The 16,827-nt window shown below is 66.4% G+C and carries 14 protein-coding genes and 1 riboswitch; of the genes, 8 read left to right on the top strand and 6 right to left on the bottom strand.

What is annotated here, in order from left to right; all coding sequences use genetic code 11:
* Positions 1-103: 103 nt before the first annotated feature.
* A riboswitch (cobalamin riboswitch) is annotated at positions 104-314 on the bottom strand.
* A gap of 136 nt (positions 315-450) precedes the next feature.
* Together tcuB and tcuA are read right to left on the bottom strand one after the other, a co-directional pair.
* Positions 451-1,590 carry a tricarballylate utilization 4Fe-4S protein TcuB gene (gene tcuB, locus RPB_RS16010; RefSeq protein WP_011442056.1) on the bottom strand — a complete coding sequence of 380 codons (1,140 nt, stop codon included), beginning with the start codon at positions 1,588-1,590 and terminating at the stop codon, positions 451-453.
* Complete coding sequence (gene tcuA, locus RPB_RS16005; RefSeq protein WP_011442055.1) at positions 1,577-2,902, bottom strand: FAD-dependent tricarballylate dehydrogenase TcuA; 1,326 nt, start codon at positions 2,900-2,902, stop codon at positions 1,577-1,579. The genes tcuB and tcuA overlap by 14 nt, the downstream gene beginning before the upstream one ends.
* Positions 2,903-3,140: 238 nt before the next feature.
* On the opposite strand from tcuA, the gene cobF reads away from it, so the two are divergent.
* The 3 genes from cobF to RPB_RS15990 all read left to right on the top strand — a co-directional run bounded on the left by cobF (position 3,141) and on the right by RPB_RS15990 (position 5,199).
* Positions 3,141-3,902, top strand: coding sequence for a precorrin-6A synthase (deacetylating) (cobF, locus tag RPB_RS16000; RefSeq protein WP_011442054.1), 762 nt, complete (start codon positions 3,141-3,143; stop codon positions 3,900-3,902).
* A gap of 410 nt (positions 3,903-4,312) precedes the next feature.
* Positions 4,313-4,795 (top strand): flavodoxin FldA, encoded by a 483-nt coding sequence (gene fldA, locus RPB_RS15995; RefSeq protein ID WP_011442053.1) that lies wholly within the window; start codon positions 4,313-4,315, stop codon positions 4,793-4,795.
* Positions 4,774-5,199, top strand: coding sequence for a DUF2023 family protein (locus RPB_RS15990; protein WP_011442052.1), 426 nt, complete (start codon positions 4,774-4,776; stop codon positions 5,197-5,199). The genes fldA and RPB_RS15990 overlap by 22 nt, the downstream gene beginning before the upstream one ends.
* 88 nt (positions 5,200-5,287) lie before the next feature.
* Here RPB_RS15990 and RPB_RS15985 read toward each other — a convergent pair whose 3' ends face one another.
* The 3 genes from RPB_RS15985 to RPB_RS15975 form a co-directional block, all read right to left on the bottom strand.
* Entirely contained in the window at positions 5,288-7,090 is a 1,803-nt protein-coding gene (locus RPB_RS15985) for an NAD(P)/FAD-dependent oxidoreductase (protein ID WP_011442051.1), read from the bottom strand.
* A gap of 185 nt (positions 7,091-7,275) precedes the next feature.
* The gene (locus tag RPB_RS15980) at positions 7,276-8,238 is read right to left on the bottom strand and encodes a TY-Chap domain-containing protein (protein WP_011442050.1); all 963 of its coding nucleotides are present in this window, start codon (positions 8,236-8,238) and stop codon (positions 7,276-7,278) included.
* A 90-nt stretch (positions 8,239-8,328) separates the two neighbouring features.
* Complete coding sequence (locus tag RPB_RS15975; protein ID WP_011442049.1) at positions 8,329-9,807, bottom strand: pyruvate kinase; 1,479 nt, start codon at positions 9,805-9,807, stop codon at positions 8,329-8,331.
* A gap of 226 nt (positions 9,808-10,033) precedes the next feature.
* Here RPB_RS15975 and RPB_RS15970 point away from each other — a divergent pair, with 226 nt between their 5' ends.
* The 5 genes from RPB_RS15970 to RPB_RS15950 all read left to right on the top strand — a co-directional run bounded on the left by RPB_RS15970 (position 10,034) and on the right by RPB_RS15950 (position 14,000).
* Complete coding sequence (locus RPB_RS15970; RefSeq protein ID WP_011442048.1) at positions 10,034-10,381, top strand: ArsC family reductase; 348 nt, start codon at positions 10,034-10,036, stop codon at positions 10,379-10,381.
* Between the two features lie 232 nt (positions 10,382-10,613).
* Positions 10,614-11,369, top strand: coding sequence for an ABC transporter ATP-binding protein (locus RPB_RS15965; protein ID WP_011442047.1), 756 nt, complete (start codon positions 10,614-10,616; stop codon positions 11,367-11,369).
* Entirely contained in the window at positions 11,362-12,108 is a 747-nt protein-coding gene (locus RPB_RS15960) for an ABC transporter ATP-binding protein (RefSeq protein WP_011442046.1), read from the top strand. Before RPB_RS15965 ends, RPB_RS15960 begins: the two co-directional genes overlap by 8 nt.
* A gap of 52 nt (positions 12,109-12,160) precedes the next feature.
* Positions 12,161-13,024, top strand: a complete 864-nt coding sequence (locus RPB_RS15955; protein ID WP_041798786.1) for a branched-chain amino acid ABC transporter permease — start codon at positions 12,161-12,163, stop codon at positions 13,022-13,024.
* Position 13,025: 1 nt separating this feature from the next.
* A complete protein-coding gene (locus tag RPB_RS15950) occupies positions 13,026-14,000 on the top strand; it encodes a branched-chain amino acid ABC transporter permease (protein WP_011442044.1) in 975 nt (324 codons plus the stop codon).
* Between the two features lie 105 nt (positions 14,001-14,105).
* Here the strand turns inward: RPB_RS15950 and RPB_RS15945 are convergent, their stop codons facing one another.
* On the bottom strand, positions 14,106-16,733 hold the full coding sequence (locus RPB_RS15945) for a DUF4407 domain-containing protein (RefSeq protein WP_011442043.1): 2,628 nt from the start codon (positions 16,731-16,733) through the stop codon (positions 14,106-14,108).
* Positions 16,734-16,827: the final 94 nt, after the last annotated feature.

The raw sequence follows: 16,827 nt of genomic DNA, 5'->3' as shown, positions 1-16,827 counted from the left end.
ATCCGTCGGTTGACCATCGCGCATGGCGATGATGCGAAACCGGCGAACGGACCTGCACTCCGAACGGCCGAACTTCACCCCGGATCATCCCGCCCGGAATGGCGTCAATCAGCAGGCGACGGCAGGTCTCCTGGCTCACGGGTCACGGCCAACGCAGCCTTCCCAGGCGTCTGCCCAGTGGCGTGTTGCGATGGCTCGCCGTTCACAGTTGCGGGAGCAGCTTCGGCACCGCCATCATCCGCGTCTGGATGATGACTTCCGATATTCCCTCTTCGTCCCGTCCGCAGACAGGAACCGTCGGCAGCGCGATGTTTGGTCCGAAAACACAGACGTGTCAATCGAGCTTGCGTCGCGCAGAAGCCCGCCGGGATGCCATAAAATCAGCGCGCGCTTGCGTTGGATCAAGACGGCTTCGCCCCGTTGCGGCAGCGCCGTCCCGTTGCGATCGCGTCAGCCGCGATCGGGTTTGCGCCTCGCGACCGCCGCGGCCTTCTCGGCGGCGGCGCGCAGCAGGGCGGCGGCCCGGAACGGGGCGTGGACGGCCTTCGAGAATGGCAGCACGAGGAACAGCCCGAACACCAGCCCGAGATGGCCGGCCAGCAGCAGCCCCATTGCCGGCGTGTCGCGAAGCGCCAGCACGGCGAGCCCGCTGAGGGTGACGAGCCCGAGCAGCACCAGGAAGGCGACGTTGAGTGCGACTTCGGTGCGGTCGGCGGGCTCGGAATCGGCGCGATATTCGATCCACAGCAGCCCGCCGATTCCCGCCAGCATCACGACGCCGCCGACGAGGCCGAGCAGCACCGGCAGGCTGGTGAGCGGATAGGGCGCGGCGACGCCGAAGCCGTGATGATAGATCGCCGCGGTGACGGTCGACAGCAAGGTGCCGGCGAAGCCCGCGACCATCACATGGTGAAACAGCCGGCGGCGCTGCGAGGTGCGCTCGCCGATGTCGTTGCAGCCCGGCCCGCCGCCGCCGAGATGGCGCAGCGTGACGATGTCGCGCAACGCCGGCGCCAGCGCGCGGAGCAGCGCGCCGCGCGGCACGTCGGGTGCGATCGCGCGCCAGAACCGCAGCGTCGCCAGCGCGATGCAGCCGACCGCCCACAGCAGCGACGCGCCGGCGGCGCCGGCCATGACCGACCATGGCAGCACGCGATAGAACGCGCCCTCGCTGTCGTCGGCGCCGAACAGCGCCGCGGGCGGCCGCGACATCAGCACCAGAGCGAGGGTGGCGAGCATGATGAGGCTCACGATCGCGACGATGCCGGCGACCGGCGCGCGGAAGGCGCGGCGGAATGCGGCCGGCCACAGATAGTCCGCATAGGATCGCCGCCGCACCGCGGCCAGCGTGGCGGGCAGATTGACCGCGAACGGATGCGGCGGCGTGTACTGGCACGCGTACCAGCAGCCGCGGCAATTGTGGCAGAGATTGGCGAGATAGTTGAGGTCGCTGAGATCGAATCGATGCTTGCCGTCGATCGCCGGAAACACCGGGCACAGCCCGTCGCAATACATGCAGGCGGTGCAGATCCGCAGCACGCGCTCGGCCTCCGCAGTCAGTTCATCGGTCGGCATCTCACCCGAGAACATGACGCGCCGCCTCCTCTCCAGCGAGCCGCCCGAATACGGCCGCGAGGGTGAGGCCGAGGCCCGCCAGATAGCCGTGCCCGATCACATTGGCCGCCATGATCATGCCGGCCGCAAACAGGCTGTCGTTGCGGCGGTCGTCGGCCCAGACGATCCGCATGTGGTCGTCGACTGCGACTCCGTAGTGCATGAAGGTGACGCCGGGGCGCATCGGATAGGCGGCGAACGGCGCGGCCGCGATCGGCGGCGCGCCGGCGGGCCGCGCGGCGTTGAAGGCGTCGACGCTTTGCGCGAGCGTCGCCGGATCGAGCCCGAGCGCTTCGGCGAGGTCGGCGATGGTCGCGCCGCTGATCGGCGGAAACGCCTGCGGCGCCGCCCGCTGCAATCCGTCGGCGTCGAGAACCAGATAGGCCGTCTGAGCGTCGCAGGCGGCGATCCGCGGCCCCCAGCGGGCATAATGCGTCGGCTCGGCGCCGGCGCCGGCGGCGTCGATCCGCGTCGCCGAACCATCGACCACCATTCCGTAGGGGATCGCGGTGATCCGGGTGACGATGCCGCCGTCGAACCGCGGCCCGCGCGCGTCCACCGCCACGATATGGCCAACGCGCGGATCGCCGACGCTGCGTGCGCCGCTGGCGATCAGATCGGCCAGCATCCGCCCGTCGGCATAGGGCGTGCCGCGGACCATGAAGCGATCGGCGCTGGCGCCGTAATGCGATCGCAGCCACGCCGGATCGGCGCCGGCGCCGCCGGCACAGACCACGACGCTGCGGGCATCGATCGCCGCTGCGTCGGGCGCTGCCGTCGTGGCGACGATGCTCCAGGTGCCGTTGGTGGATCGGCGAAGCGATGCCACTTCGCTGCCGGTGCTGATCGCGACTCCGATGTCGGTCGCAGTGGCATAGAGCGCGTTGATTATCGCCTTGCCGCCACCCAGCGGAAACACGGTGCGGCGGGAATACGGCACGACACCGGTGTCGGGCGCCTGCAGCGCGACGCCGTTGGCCATCAGCCAGTCCGCGATGCCGTCCGACTCCGCGACCAGACGCTGCGCGAGCCGATGATTGCCGTCGCCTTGCGTCACGCGATCGAGGTCGTCGAGAAATTCACGCGGCTGATAGGCGTCGGGGACATAGGGCGTCGGCCCGTCGTGTACGACGCGGAAATTGCGGGCATGGCGGGCATTGCCGCCGCGGAACGCCGGGGGCGCGCTCTCCAGCAGGCGGACCGAGACGCCGGCGCGGCGTGCGGCGATCGCCGCGCACAGCCCGGCGAGCCCGCCTCCGATCACCGCGACATCCCATGTCGAATTCAACTCGGCACGACTCCCGACAGACTCCGCCGACGGCGGTGATCGCGGAACGCCGCCCCGGGTCCGCTCGGCGCGTCGTCTGCGCAATTCGTCTTAGGGCCCGCGTTGCGTCGGTTGTCAATCGCGCCGATGCTTGCGCCTGCCGGGTCGTCGTGCTTTTCTGGCGCCATCCTCCCACGCCTCTCTTCGTCGTGACGGTCGCGGCTCGCCGGCCGACGAGAGCGCACGAGTGAAATCGGCCATGCGCAAGATTCTCCTGATCGGAATGGGCCCCGGCGGCGCCGATTTCCTCACCATGCAGGCGATCGAGGCGCTCGATCGCGCGCGGGTGTTCTTCCTGCCCGACAAGGGCGCCGAGAAGGCGGAACTGCGCGAAGTCCGCGAGCAGATCTGCCGGCGCTACATCACGCAGCCCGACGCGCGCTTCGTCACCGTCGACATTCCGCAGCGCGACGCGGCGGCCGACGACTATCGCGCCACCGTCGACGATTGGCATGCGCGCATCGCCGCGCGCTATCGTCAGATCCTGATCGACGAACTGCCCGAGGACGGCTGCGGCGCGTTTCTGGTCTGGGGCGATCCGACGCTGTACGACAGTTCGCTGCGGATCTTGGATCGGTTGCGTGCGGATGGGCTGCCGATCGATTACGAGATCATTCCCGGCATCAGCGCCGTGCAGGCGCTGGCGGCGCGGCACCGCATCGCGCTCAACCGGATCGGCGAATCCGTCGTGATCACGACGGGGCGCAAACTCGGCGCCGCGCGCCGGGTCGCCGACGACACGGTGGTGATGCTCGATGGCGACGAGACCTTCGCCAAGATCGACCCGACCGGTCTCGACATTTACTGGGGCGCCTATCTCGGCATGAAGGACGAGATCCTGATCGCCGGGCGGCTCGCCGATGTCGCGTCGGCCATTCAACGCGCCCGGCGCGAGGCGCGCGAATCCAAAGGCTGGATCATGGATGCCTATCTGCTGCGCCGCGCCGACGGCGACGTGTAGCACTTTCGACCTTTTCGAACGCGCCGCGTGACTGCCGAGACGCATGTTGCGACTTTCGTCGCAGTTGCGCGGCCGTGCGCGGGTGCGATCTGGTACTCGGCCACCCGTGTTGGCCGTGAAGCCGATGCCGAATGCAATTCTTCGCATGGAGATTCAAGGCGCGGTCTTCCAGCGGTATTTCGCATAGCTAGCTCCCGTGTCGTGTGTAGTTAGCCTGCGCACGTCCCGATGGAGTTAGTTTGGAATTAGTAAAGCAACAGTCTGACCAAAACTTGCGCAGAAGATGCTTTTTTGAATTTGAGGCGCGCGTGGCGAGTCCCTAGGGTCCGGGGCGTCGATTTCGCAGGGAGCCGGCAGCCATCAGATGGGATGCCGCGTTCTCGTTAGTTCCTCGAGCCATTCAGAGACCCATGAGCGTGAACGTCATTTTCGGCTCCGACGCCGGAGCCACCAAAGCAGTAGCGACGCGTATCGCGAAACACACCAACGGACGGGCGATCGACATCAAGGCCGCGAGCGTCGCCGATTTCGAGAACTGCTCGTTGCTGATTCTCGGATCGCCGACCTACGGCGCCGGCGATCTGCAAACCGATTGGGAAGCCCATCTCGACAAGCTGCAGCAGGCCCGGCTGACCGGCAAGAAAGTGGCGCTGTTCGGCACCGGGGATCAGGTCAGCTATCCGGACTGCTTCGTTGACGCGATGGGCGTGCTGTACGATCTCGTCGTCGAGCAGGGCGCCACGGTGGTCGGCTTCACCGCGACCGCGGGCTACGATCACACCGGCTCGCGCGCGGAGCGCGACGGCCAGTTCGTCGGGCTGCCGCTGGATCAGGACAATCAGTCATCCAAGACCGAGAAGAGGATCACCGAATGGGTCAGTCGGCTGAGCTGAACAGCGCGACGCTGCAGATCTTCAATCATCATCTCTACGAGCTCTCGAAAGGGATGCGGCCGCTGGCGCTGATGACCATGACGGCCGAGGCGGCGGCGCCGGTGATCGCGCGGCTGCAGGGACGCGGCATTGCGCACTACGTCCACGAGGCGTGTCCCGACCGGGTCAATGTCGTGTTCGGCAGCCGGCTGGCGGTCAAGGCGGTGCAGCGCTTCCTGGTCGGGCCGTTGTGCGAATTGTCGGCCGAGCACGATTTCATGCTCGGCATCCTGCTCGGCTACGATCGCGAGATGCAGTGCGAGCGCTATCTCGGGCGCTGCGGGGAGGGCACCGGGGCGTCGGTCGAGCTGGCCTCGGCGCCGCCGCTGGCGCTCGCCGCGGATCAGACCGTGCTTGTGAGTTAGTCGACGAATCGCGGTCGGCGTCGTCACTCCCGATCGGGAGGACGGCGCCGGAGTCCCGCGGCGATCGCCGCCGCGGCCGCGCGCGCGTTCACTTCAAATGGTGCACCGGCTGTAACCCATACACCGGCGTGGGGATGCCCTCCATTCGCGCCTTGAGCTGCAGCGCGAGGAATTGCGAGTAGTGCCGCGACTGGTGCAGATTGCCGCCGTGGAACCAGAGTCCCTCTTGTTGCGTCGGCTTCCACATGTTGCGCTGTTCGCCTTCCCACGGGCCCGGGTCCTTGGTGGTGTTCGAGCCGAGCCCCCAGACCTTGCCGACCTTGTCGGCGATGTCCTGCGAGATCAGATCCGCCGCGAAGCCGTTCATCGAGCCGTAGCCGGTGGCGTAGACCACGACATCGGCTGGCAGTTCGGTGCCATCGCTGAGGATCACCGCATGCTCAGTGAGCCGGGTCACGCCGACATTGCTTTTCAGCTTGATGCGGCCGTCGGCGATCAGGTCGCAGGCGCCGACATCGATGTAGTAACCGGAGCCGCGGCGCAGATACTTCATGAACAGGCCGGATTCGTCGTCGCCATAGTCGAGCATGAAGCCGGCGGCTTCCAATCGCTTGTAGAAATCGGCGTCGCCTTCGCGGATCGCGTTGTAGACCGGGATCTGGAATTCGTGGAGGATCTTGTAGGGCAGCGAGGCGAAGATCAGATCGGCCTTCGCCGTCGTCATGCCGTTGCGCACCGCCTGTTCGGAATAAAGAGCGGACAGGCCCAATTCCATCAGCGAGTCCGACTTCACCACGTGGGTCGACGAGCGCTGCACCATGGTGACGTCGGCGCCGGCCTCCCACAGCGCCGCGCAGATGTCGTGCGCGGAATTGTTGGAGCCGATCACCACCGCCTTTTTGCCCTTGTAGGCATCGGGGCCGGGATGCTGCGAGGAGTGGTGCTGGTCGCCCTTGAAGAGGTCCATGCCCTCGAAACTCGGTAGGTTCGGCTTGGCCGACATGCCAGTGGCGAGCACCAGCTGTTTCGGCGTCAGGGTGATCTCCTGGCCGTCGCGCTCGACCACCACGGTCCATTGCTGCTTCGCGTCGTCATACGAAGCGCGTTTGCACACCGTCGAGCCCCAATAGTTCAGCTCCATCACCTTGGCGTACATTTCCAGCCAGTCGCCGATCTTGTCCTTCGGGGCGAACACCGGCCAGTTCGGCGGGAACGGCAGATAGGGGAGGTGGTCGTACCAGACCGGATCGTGCAGGCAGAGCGACTTGTAGCGCTTGCGCCAGCTATCGCCGGGGCGCTCATTCTTTTCGATGATGATGGTCGGCACGCCGAGCTGGCGCAGCCGGGCGGCGAGTCCGATGCCGCCCTGGCCGCCGCCGATGATGACGCAATAAGGCTGGCGGCTGATGCCGAGTTCGGCCGTCTCGGCGTCACGCTCCTCCTTCCAAGTCTTGCGCGTCGGATCGACGCCGTGCCTGGCGCCCATCGGGCGATCGAAGCCGAGCGGCTCCTCGAAACCCTTCAGCTCCGCCATGGTGGTGAGCAGCGTCCAGATCCGGCCGTCCTTCAGGCGCAGATGGCCGAAGCCGCGCGCGACCGCGGTGTCGAACTGGATCCAGCTCTCGACGACGCCGTCGGCCTCGGTGGCGTCCTCGCCGTCGGCGATCCGCCAGTTCGACGGGCGGGTGTCGTTCAGCCGCGCGCCGAGCATGTCGCGGACCTGGTCCTTGCCTTCCATCGTCTTGATGTTCCAGGTGAAGGCCACGAGGTCGCGCCAGTAGCAGTCGGTTTGAAACAGCTCGAGCGCGCGATCCGGGTCGTTCGCGCTCAGGGCATCGTCCAACAAAGCGAGCAGCGTCGTGACTTTGCCATTCGGCGCAGTGTCGAGCATGAGATCCTCCCGTTGATGATTGTTGCGACGCGGTGCTGCGTTCTCGTTGCGACGATCCTAACATCGCGCGCCGGGAGCGCGAGCGTGAAGCGGCGTGATGTTGAAGTTGTGGTCATGCGTAGTTGTGCGATGCACGCGCTGTGGTCAGCGATCGGGCGGCGCGGGTTCTGGCGACGAAGAGCCCGTCATTCAGTCATGATCGTCAGTTTGGTCGCGCCGGTGTAGCCGTAGACGTCGTGCAGCAGCGAAAGGATTTCGTGCGCGATCGCCGCATCGCTCAGCGTCATCGGGTAGCTCTTGCTGTAGTTCGGCGCGCGACCGGGCTCGGCGTAGCCGGCCGCGGTCAGTCGGGCGGTCCGGTCCGGGGTGAGCACTGCGCTCAGCGCCGCCCAGCTCTCGGCAGATTGCGCCTCGCAATAGAAGGCGACGGGCGGAATTTCCGGCATGCACTGGATGTAGCCGATGTCGCTGTCGAACACGACATGGACCTTGCGTGTCGCGTTGATGCGCAGGCGCTGGATTTCCGCGGTCACGCTCGGACCGTACAAGGCGATCAGCGCCTGGACCGTGTCCGCCTTCTGCGCCGGATCCGGCGCCTTGTAGGAGCAGGCGATCACCGCGGTGGGCAACATCGCTTTCGCATCGTTGATCAGGCCGGCGAGATTCTGCGACGGGCCGTTGCGGGGCGGGCAGGGCATATCGACCACCCAAGCGGTCGAGATTTCGAGGTCGGCGGTGTTGGCTGCATAGGCTTCCGCCAGAGCCTTGAGCACCTGGCCGGCGATCTCCGTGGTCGGCGCGTCGGCGGGGAATTGCCGGACGTAGTTGCCGAAGGCCGGATCGAGCACCCAGCCGAGCGCGGTGAGGCGGGTCTGCCGCTCGGCGTTGAGGATGCGGGCGAGCGACGGCTGCAGCACGATGCCGGCGGCTTCGCAGCGCATCTCTCGCGTCTGCAGTCGGCGGCACTGGACGTATTTGTTGCCGTCCCAGGCCGTGGCGTAGCCGACGCGACCCGTGCGGCTAATACTGGTGATGTTCTGCAGAGCCGCGTCGATCCGGTCGACAGGCGTCTGTGCCGCGGCTCCATCCAGACTGACGACGATTGTCGGAACGGCAATCAGTGCCGCGCAAAATCCGCGAAATCCCATCGAACGCCCCACGCAGCGAACGGGCTCAATTGGCGGCGATGGAACATTATAAGAACAAGATCGTCAACCTGAGGTTGATACCGCTTGTCCTCACCCCCAGCTCCGCAGCCTGCGGAGCTGCGGCGTCTTCTTGTGCTGGTGATCGGCCATCCGGCCGAGCAGGGTGTCGAGCTCGGTGATCGCCTTGAACAGATAGGGGCCCTTGTTGAGCATCACGCATTCGGCGCGCGACGCCATCGCGGCGTCGGTCATCTCGCCGCGCGACGGCGTGCCCTTCTTGACGAGTTGCTCCAGCACCTGCGTCGCCCAGATCACCGGGATGTGCGCGGCCTCGCCGAGCCACAGAATCTCTTCCTGCATCTCGGCGAGCCGGGCGAAGCCGATCTCCACCGCGAGGTCGCCGCGCGCGATCATCACCGCGGTCGGCTGCTGCCCCGCTGCCTGCACCAGAATGTCGGGCAGGTTGGCGACCGCTTCGGGCGTTTCGATCTTCAACACCAGCGACAGCTTGCGCCAGTCGTCGGGGCGGCGCTCGGCCAGTGCGGTCTGCAGCGTCTCGACGTCGGCGACCGATTGCACGAACGAGAACTCGATGCCGTCGGCATGCTCGGCGACGAAATCGAGGTCGGTGCGGTCCTTGGCGGTCAGGGCCGGGATATCGAGCAGCGTGTCCGGAAAGTTCAGGCCCTTCTCGGGCTTCAGCCGCAGGCCCTTGTCGGAGGTCGAGGTGACACGTCCGACCAGGCCCCACGGCGTCTTGCGCTCGATGCGGATGCACAGCTTGCCGTCGTCGACGAACACCCGCGCGCCGACGGCGCTGTTGATCAGCGGGTCGCTCAGGGTGCATTCCACCGCGAAGTGATCGTCGGCGAGATCGATGCGGTGCAGGGCGCCGGCGGCGACGATCGCGATCAGGTCGCCGGTGAGGATACGTTCGCGGCCTTCGGGTGCGCGCGCGGCGCCGGTGCGGATCTTCGGGCCGGCGATGTCCATCAGCACTTTCATGCGGTGGCCGGTGGCTTCCTCGGCGACATGCAGATGATTGATCATGCGCTGCCACGCATCGGCATCGTCGTGGGCGCAGTTGATCCGCACCGCCTCGACCTTGCGCTCCGCCAGCCGCAGCATGAACGAGGGATCGTCGGCGGCCTCGCTCGGGCAGGTCACCAGCAGCGCGGTGGCGCGGCCGCTCGACGGCAGGCCGAACAATTCCTCGCTGCGCTCGGCCAGGGCGTGCTCGCCCGCGAAGAATTGCCGCGGCGACGGCCGCAGCGCCTCCGGCTCGCCGCACAACGCCGCCAGGGTCGCACGCACGGCGACCAGCGTCGGCATCACGCGGCTTTCCAGCCGCCCCAGCGACGACAGTCCGAGCGTCATCAGCGCGCGCTGCAGCGGTCGCAGATCGTGCCGGCGCAGCGCTAGATAATGCGCCAGGTTGCCGGCGCTGGCGGCAAAGCCGGGGCGTTCGATCCGGTCGCCCCAGGCCGCCACGCGCGGCCGGCTGTCGGCCTCGATCTCGGCGATCAGCCGGTCGAGTTTCTGCTTCAGGCGGGCGACTTCGGTCGGCATGGCGGGGGCTCTTGAATCGCGGGCGGTGGAACCATCGACCGCCAATCTGTTCGTCTAGGGGCCGTCGATGTAACTCCTGTGACAGAGTTGTCGTCACCGGCTGCGACCTTATGCTCATCCGGCTTCCGCTGCGGCGCGCGCCGTCCACAGCGGTCTGGGGCCGATTGCTTGACGGCGATGCCGCGGCCGCCCTGAATGGGGCTCCCATTCGAATGCGAGGATCGCATTGTCCGTCATCATCTTCGGTATCAAGAATTGCGACACGATGAAAAAGGCGCGGGCCTGGCTCGACGGCCATGGCGTCGCCTACGCCTTCCACGACTACAAGGCTGCGGGGATCGACAAGGCGCATCTCGCGCGCTGGATCAAGCAGGTCGGCTGGGAGGCGCTGCTCAATCGCGCCGGCACCACGTTCCGCAAATTGCCCGAGGCCGACAAGGCGGAGCTGACCGAAGCCAAGGCGATGGCGCTGATGCTGGCGCAGCCGTCGATGATCAAGCGGCCTGTGCTGCAGACGGACACGACGCTGCTGGTTGGATTTCGGCCCGAGAGCTATGCCGAGGCGTTCAAATGACGGCGCGGGGGCGAACAGGCGCGCCGCGATGCGCGGTGGCCGGGTGCATCTTCGTCGCGAGGCAACTCCCAAACGCCGAGCTGCATTGCATCTTGCGCACGGCTGGCGAATAGCGGCATAGTCGGCGCGAACGACGGGTCAGGAGCGCCTGCCAGGGCGCCCGGCACCGTTCAGCAACAACAAGTCGGCCGTGCGGTGGCTCCGCAGCGGGACCGACAGGGGGAAAATTTTCTTGGCTGATGACATCATCCTTGAAACACACGGGTTGACCAAGGAGTTCGCCGGCTTCTTCGCCGTGCGCGACGTCAATCTACGGGTCCGGCGCGGCCAGATTCACGCGCTGATTGGCCCGAACGGCGCCGGCAAGACCACCTGCTTCAATCTGCTGACCAAGTTCCTGCATCCGTCGGCCGGCCAGATCCTCTACAAGGGCCAGGACATCACCGCGATGGCTCCGGCCGGTGTGGCGCGGCTCGGGCTGGTGCGCTCGTTCCAGATTTCCGCGGTGTTTCCGCATCTCACGGCGCTCGAGAATGTCCGCGTCGCGCTGCAGCGCCAGCACGGCAGTTCGTTCGACTTCTGGCGCTCGAAGAGCGTGCTCGACCGCTACAACCACCGGGCGCGCGAATTGCTCGACGACGTCGGCCTGAGCGAATTCTCCGACACGCCGGCGGTCGAGATGCCCTACGGCCGCAAGCGCGCGCTGGAGATCGCCACCACGCTGGCGCTCGATCCGGAAATGATGCTGCTCGACGAGCCGATGGCCGGCATGGGCCACGAGGACATCGACAAGATCGCCGCGCTGATCAAGCGGATCTCGGCGAAGTACACCATTCTGATGGTCGAGCACAATCTCAGCGTCGTCGCCAATCTGTCCGATGTCATCACCGTGCTGACCCGCGGGCAGGTGCTGGCCGAGGGCCACTACAAAGACCTGACCCAGGACGAGCGGGTCAAGGAAGCCTATCTCGGAGCGGGTCATGGCTGAGACGACGACTTTGGACCGCGCCGCGTCGGCGGCCACCGGCAAGCCACTGCTGAGCGTGCGCGATCTGCAGGCGTGGTACGGCGAATCCCACATCCTGCACGGCATGAATTTCGAGGTCCGCACCGGCGAGGTGGTGACGCTGCTCGGCCGCAACGGCGCCGGCAAGACCACCACGCTGAAATCGGTGATGGGCATCATCGGCAAGCGCACCGGCACGATCGATTTCGACGGCCACGACATCAGCCGGGCGTCGTCCGACAAGATCGCGCGCCGCGGTATCGCGTTCTGTCCGGAGGAGCGCGGCATCTTCGCCAGCCTGGACGTCCGCGAAAATCTGATGCTGCCGCCGCAGGTGCGGCCGGGCGGATTGTCGCTGGAGCAGATCTTCGAACTGTTCCCCAATTTGCGCGAGCGGCTGAAGAGCCAGGGCACCAAGCTGTCGGGCGGCGAGCAGCAGATGCTGGCGATCGCCCGCATCCTGCGCACCGGCGCGCGCTTCCTGATGCTGGACGAGCCGACCGAGGGCCTCGCGCCGGTGATCATCCAGCAGATCGGCCACACCATCGCGCGGCTGAAGAAGGAGGGGTTCACCATCCTCCTGGTCGAGCAGAATTTCCGCTTCGCCGCGACGGTCGCCGATCGCTACTACGTGGTCGAGCACGGCAAGATCATCGACGGCTTCGCCAATTCGGAGCTCGATGCCAACATGGACAAGCTTCACACCTATCTCGGCGTGTGAGCGCCGTGCCCTTCGAATTTCGCTGAGAGCTGGGAACCCCATGTCGATCAATATCCAGGCCCTGTTGGCGCAGCTTCTGGTCGGGCTGATCAACGGCTCGTTCTACGCCTTGCTCAGTCTCGGCCTCGCCGTCATCTTCGGGATGCTCAACATCATCAACTTCGCCCATGGCGCGCTGTACATGATGGGCGCGTTCTGCGCCTATTTCCTGCTGAATCTGTTCGGCATCGGCTATTGGTGGGCGCTGATCCTGGCGCCGCTGATCGTCGGCGCGTTCGGGATGCTGATGGAGCGCACGCTGCTGCAATGGCTGTCCGGGCTCGACCATCTCTACGGCCTGCTCCTGACCTTCGGCGTCGCGCTGATCATCCAGGGGCTGTTCCAGAATTATTTCGGCTCCTCCGGTCTGCCCTACGCCATCCCCGACGAACTCAGGGGAGGCGTCAATCTCGGATTCATGTATCTGCCGATCTATCGCGGCTGGGTGGTGGCGTTCTCGCTGGTGGTGTGCCTGCTCACCTGGTACCTGATCGAGCGGACCCGGCTCGGCGCCAATCTGCGCGCCGCCACGGAAAATCCGACGCTGGTGCGCGCGTTCGGCATCAACGTGCCGCGGATGATCACGCTGACCTACGGGCTCGGCGTCGGCCTCGCCGCGCTCGCCGGCGTGCTGTCGGCGCCGATCAACCAGGTCCGGCCGCTGATGGGCGCCGATCTGATCATCGTGGTGTTCGCGGTGGTGGTGATCGGCGGCATGGGCTCGATCATGGGCTCGATCATCACCGGCTTCGCGCTCGGGGTGATCGAGGGCCTGACCAAATATTTCTACCCCGAGGCCTCCAACACCGTGGTGTTCGTACTGATGGTGCTGGTGCTCTTGGTCAAACCCTCGGGACTGACGGGACGGGCGACCTGACATGAGCACGATCACGCAAAACTCCGTTCCGGCCCCGACGACGCGCCGCCCGGTGCGCGACGAGATGATCGCCTTCGCGCTGATGACGATCGTGCTGGCGGTGGTGCCGTTCACCGGCGTCTATCCGTTCTTCGTGATGCAAGGCCTGTGTTTCGCGCTGCTGGCCTGCGCCTTCAATCTGCTGATCGGCTATGGCGGCCTGCTGTCGTTCGGTCACGCGATGTTCCTCGGCACCGCCGGCTATGTCAGCGCCCATGCGCTGAAGGTCTGGGAACTGCCGCCGGAGCTCGGGATCGTCGCCGGCGTCGTGGCGGCATTTGGGCTTTCCGTCATCACCGGCCTGATTGCGATCCGCCGCCAGGGCATCTATTTCGCGATGATCACGCTGGCGCTGTCGCAGCTGCTGTATTTTATCTATCTGCAGGCGCCGTTTACCCACGGCGAGGATGGCATCCAGGGCATCCCGCAGGGCAAGATGTTCGGCATCATCGACCTGCAGCACACCACCACACTGTATTTCGTGATCCTGATCGGTTTCCTGATCGGCTTCCTGATCATCTACCGGGCCATCAACTCGCCGTTCGGCGAGGTGCTGAAGGCGATCCGCGAAAACGAGCCGCGCGCGATCTCGCTCGGCTACAAGACCGACCAATACAAGCTCTTGGCCTTCATCCTGTCGGGAACGCTGGCGGGCTTCGCCGGCGCGCTGAAAGTGTTCGTGGCGCAAAACGCCTCGTTGACCGACGTGCACTGGTCGATGTCCGGCGAGATCGTGCTGATGACGCTGGTCGGCGGGCTCGGCACGATCTTCGGTCCGGTGGTCGGGGCCTTCGTGATCATCGCAATGCAGCAATATCTCGCCGGCTTCGGCCAGTGGGTCACGGTGATCCAGGGCGTGATCTTCGTCGCCTGCGTGCTCACCTTCCGCCGCGGCATCGTCGGCGAGATCGGGCACTACTTCAAGCGGTCGCTGTAAGCGGTAGATCCCGGGCGTCACGACGACGCGAAGCCATCCCCCAGACAAAACCGCCGCGCAACCAGTTGCGCGGCGGTTTGCATTGAGAGGGCCCGCCGAACGGCGTCACGCCTTCGGAACGTCCCCATATTGCGGGGCCGGCTCGAGCGGCAGTTCGGCTTCCGCGGCGACCGGATGGTCGCGGCGGGCGCGGGCAGCCTTCTTTCGCGCCTTGGAGAGTTCGACCGCTTCGCTCATCAGCCGTTCGACATCGGCACTGAACTTCAGCGCCGGGCTGCCGGCCGAGCCGTGGTGGGCGTCTCCCGGTGCAACCGCCGCGTCTTGCGACATCGCTGCCGGCGGCGTTGCGGTCTCGATCAAGGGCGCGGCAGCAGGGGATTGCGGCGATGCGCTTCCGAGCGAGTCGCTGGTCGGCTCCGGATCGGCCGCGATCGGCGAGATGGCCTCCGCCGTTTCCGCAGGCTTCGACTCCGCCAGGACGTCGTCGGTGACGTCTTGCGCGGCCGTCTGATCGGCCGGCAGGGGGCTCTCGGTGGTCGCTTCGGCTTCGGCAGCGGTCCTGATCGAGGAAACCGCGCGCGCTGCGTCGGGCTCGCGCGGTGGCATCGGCGGCAGCTCCTCGCGCACCGGGGTCTCGATCACGGGAGCGTCCGCTTCGACGAGGATCTGCCGGACCAGTTCGCGGGTCTGACGATCGTCGCTCGCAGCCGCCGCGGGTGGCGCGGGGTGCTCGGCAGTGACCTCCGCCACGACCGGGGCGGCCGCCCGAACGCCGAAGCTCTCGCGGGCCACGTCGTGCGGCATCGCCTCGCGGCGAACCGCGCCCCGGCGCGGCATGATCAGGTTGCGAACGTCGAGCTCGCTGGCATCGAATGCGCGGTCGTCGTGATCCGGTCGGAAGAAATCCGCCGCTTCGAAGCCGTGGGCGGCGAGGTCGCGGGCGACGACCTGCGCGGGACGTCGGTTGGCCACGTCGTGCTGAGCTCCTTCGTGGCGAGCCACCTCGTGTCGCGGCATCTCGTGTCGCGGCATCGTCTCGTCGCGGTCACGATAGTCTCGGCGGTGGACGTCACGTCGATCGAAATCACGCCGATGCCAACCGCGGCGGTCGTCGTCGTGAACGTCCTGCGCGTAGCTGCGCCGGTCGTCGTCACGGGCATAGTCTCGCGCCGCATAGTCCCGGCGGTGGATATCGCCTTCGAAACGGTGCCGCCTGACATCGCGATCACCGGTATCGCGTGCGTAATCGTACCGGGCACCGTCGCGGCTGCGCGCACGGTCGATCCGGTCGTCGGCAGCCGTGTGCCTGCGCTCCGTGCGTCGCGGCTCCGGCTGGTTCATTTCGACGGCACCGAGGCTCATCGCCGGCAGGGCGATCGCCGCGATCGCCGGCGCGGCAGGCTTGGCAGGTTCTGTCGGCTTGTCGTCGTCGAGATCTTCGTTGTTCTCGATGCGCTGGCGCGCGCGCTCGACCTGGGCCTGGATCTTGGCGGCGTAGACGCTCGGCGGCGAGAAGAAGATTTTCGCAATCACCGGCACGATTTCCAGGAAGATGATGAACATCCGCGTCATCCAGGAAAACAGCGTCATGGTGGCGCCGTCCTTGGGATCGTTCTTCAGTTCCTGATAGGCCGCGATCCGGGTCAGCGGATCGACCCGGTCCTTTTTCTCCTGGTAGTAGGATTCCGCCAGCGCCTTGCTGCGGAATTCGGCGATGCTGGCGACCTTGTCGGCTTCGAATGATTTCAGGTCGGCGCGGGCCGCGTCGATCCGGGCCTGCAAGGCGTCCGCCTTGGACTTGATCACGCTGCGCTCCTGATCGCGCGCGGCCAGCGCCTCGGCTGCGATCTTCGATTGCTCCGCGCGCAACTCGTCGCGCTTGGCGTGGAGCTGGACGATCTCGGCCTCGCGTGCGGCGCGCTGGGCGATGAAGGAGTCTTTCTGCTTCTTGGCGAATTCGTAGCGCGGGCCGGCGCCGGGGCGGCCGGAATTGTTCGGCGCGGCCTTCAGCCCGAATTCCTCGGCGTTCATGTCCGCGATGTAGCGCTGGATGGTGCGGTCGATTTCGCCGATGTCGGCGCGGATGTCGGCCTCGCGCGCGACCAGCGCCTTGATCTGCTGCTCGATGTCGTCGTTGCGGGTCTGGAGGTTCGGCTCCGCAGCCGGAGTTTCGGTGAGGGCATCGCGGTGCAGTGCCTGCAGCGCGTCGATGCCGGCCTGCCGACGGGCGGACTCGGCATTCAGCCCGGCTTCGTATTGCGCGATTTTCGCATAGATCGGCTGATTGGCGGCGACGCGGTCGGCCTCGATCTTCTCGTTGATGGTGCCGGAGAAGATCGCCAGTTCCAGGAACATCGCGATCACCCAAGCCAGCCCGAACGACATCAACAGGCGGATGCCGACCCGGACGAAGCGCCACGCGGTCTGCCTGGCTTCGGCGCTCGACTGGATCGGCGCGGTATTCCACAGCGTGCCCTGATAGAACCAGTCCGATTGGCACAGCGCGCGGTCGAACATCAGCACGGTGAGCGCGATCACGCCGGAGACCAGCAGCCGGGTCCAAACGCTCGCGATCATGTAGCCGGTGGCGTGATACGAGACGCCGAGCACGACGATGAAGGACAGGCAGAGCGAGGCGCCGAGATGCGCGGCCCACAGCTTGTCCGAGGCCGGGCAGGTCGAGAGCGTCTTGCGATCGACGCCGGCGATGACACCAAGTGCACGTTGAATCATGGCCGCCCAAATTCTGCGGTGATGTGCGCCGCGGTTCGAAGTGACAGGTCGATGCGAGTCTAACAGAGCGTCCGACAATTCAATACGCAGTGCG

It is taken from the genome of Rhodopseudomonas palustris HaA2, from assembly GCF_000013365.1.
GTDB lineage: Bacteria > Pseudomonadota > Alphaproteobacteria > Rhizobiales > Xanthobacteraceae > Rhodopseudomonas > Rhodopseudomonas palustris_J.
This window is presented reverse-complemented; position numbering and strand designations above follow the sequence as displayed.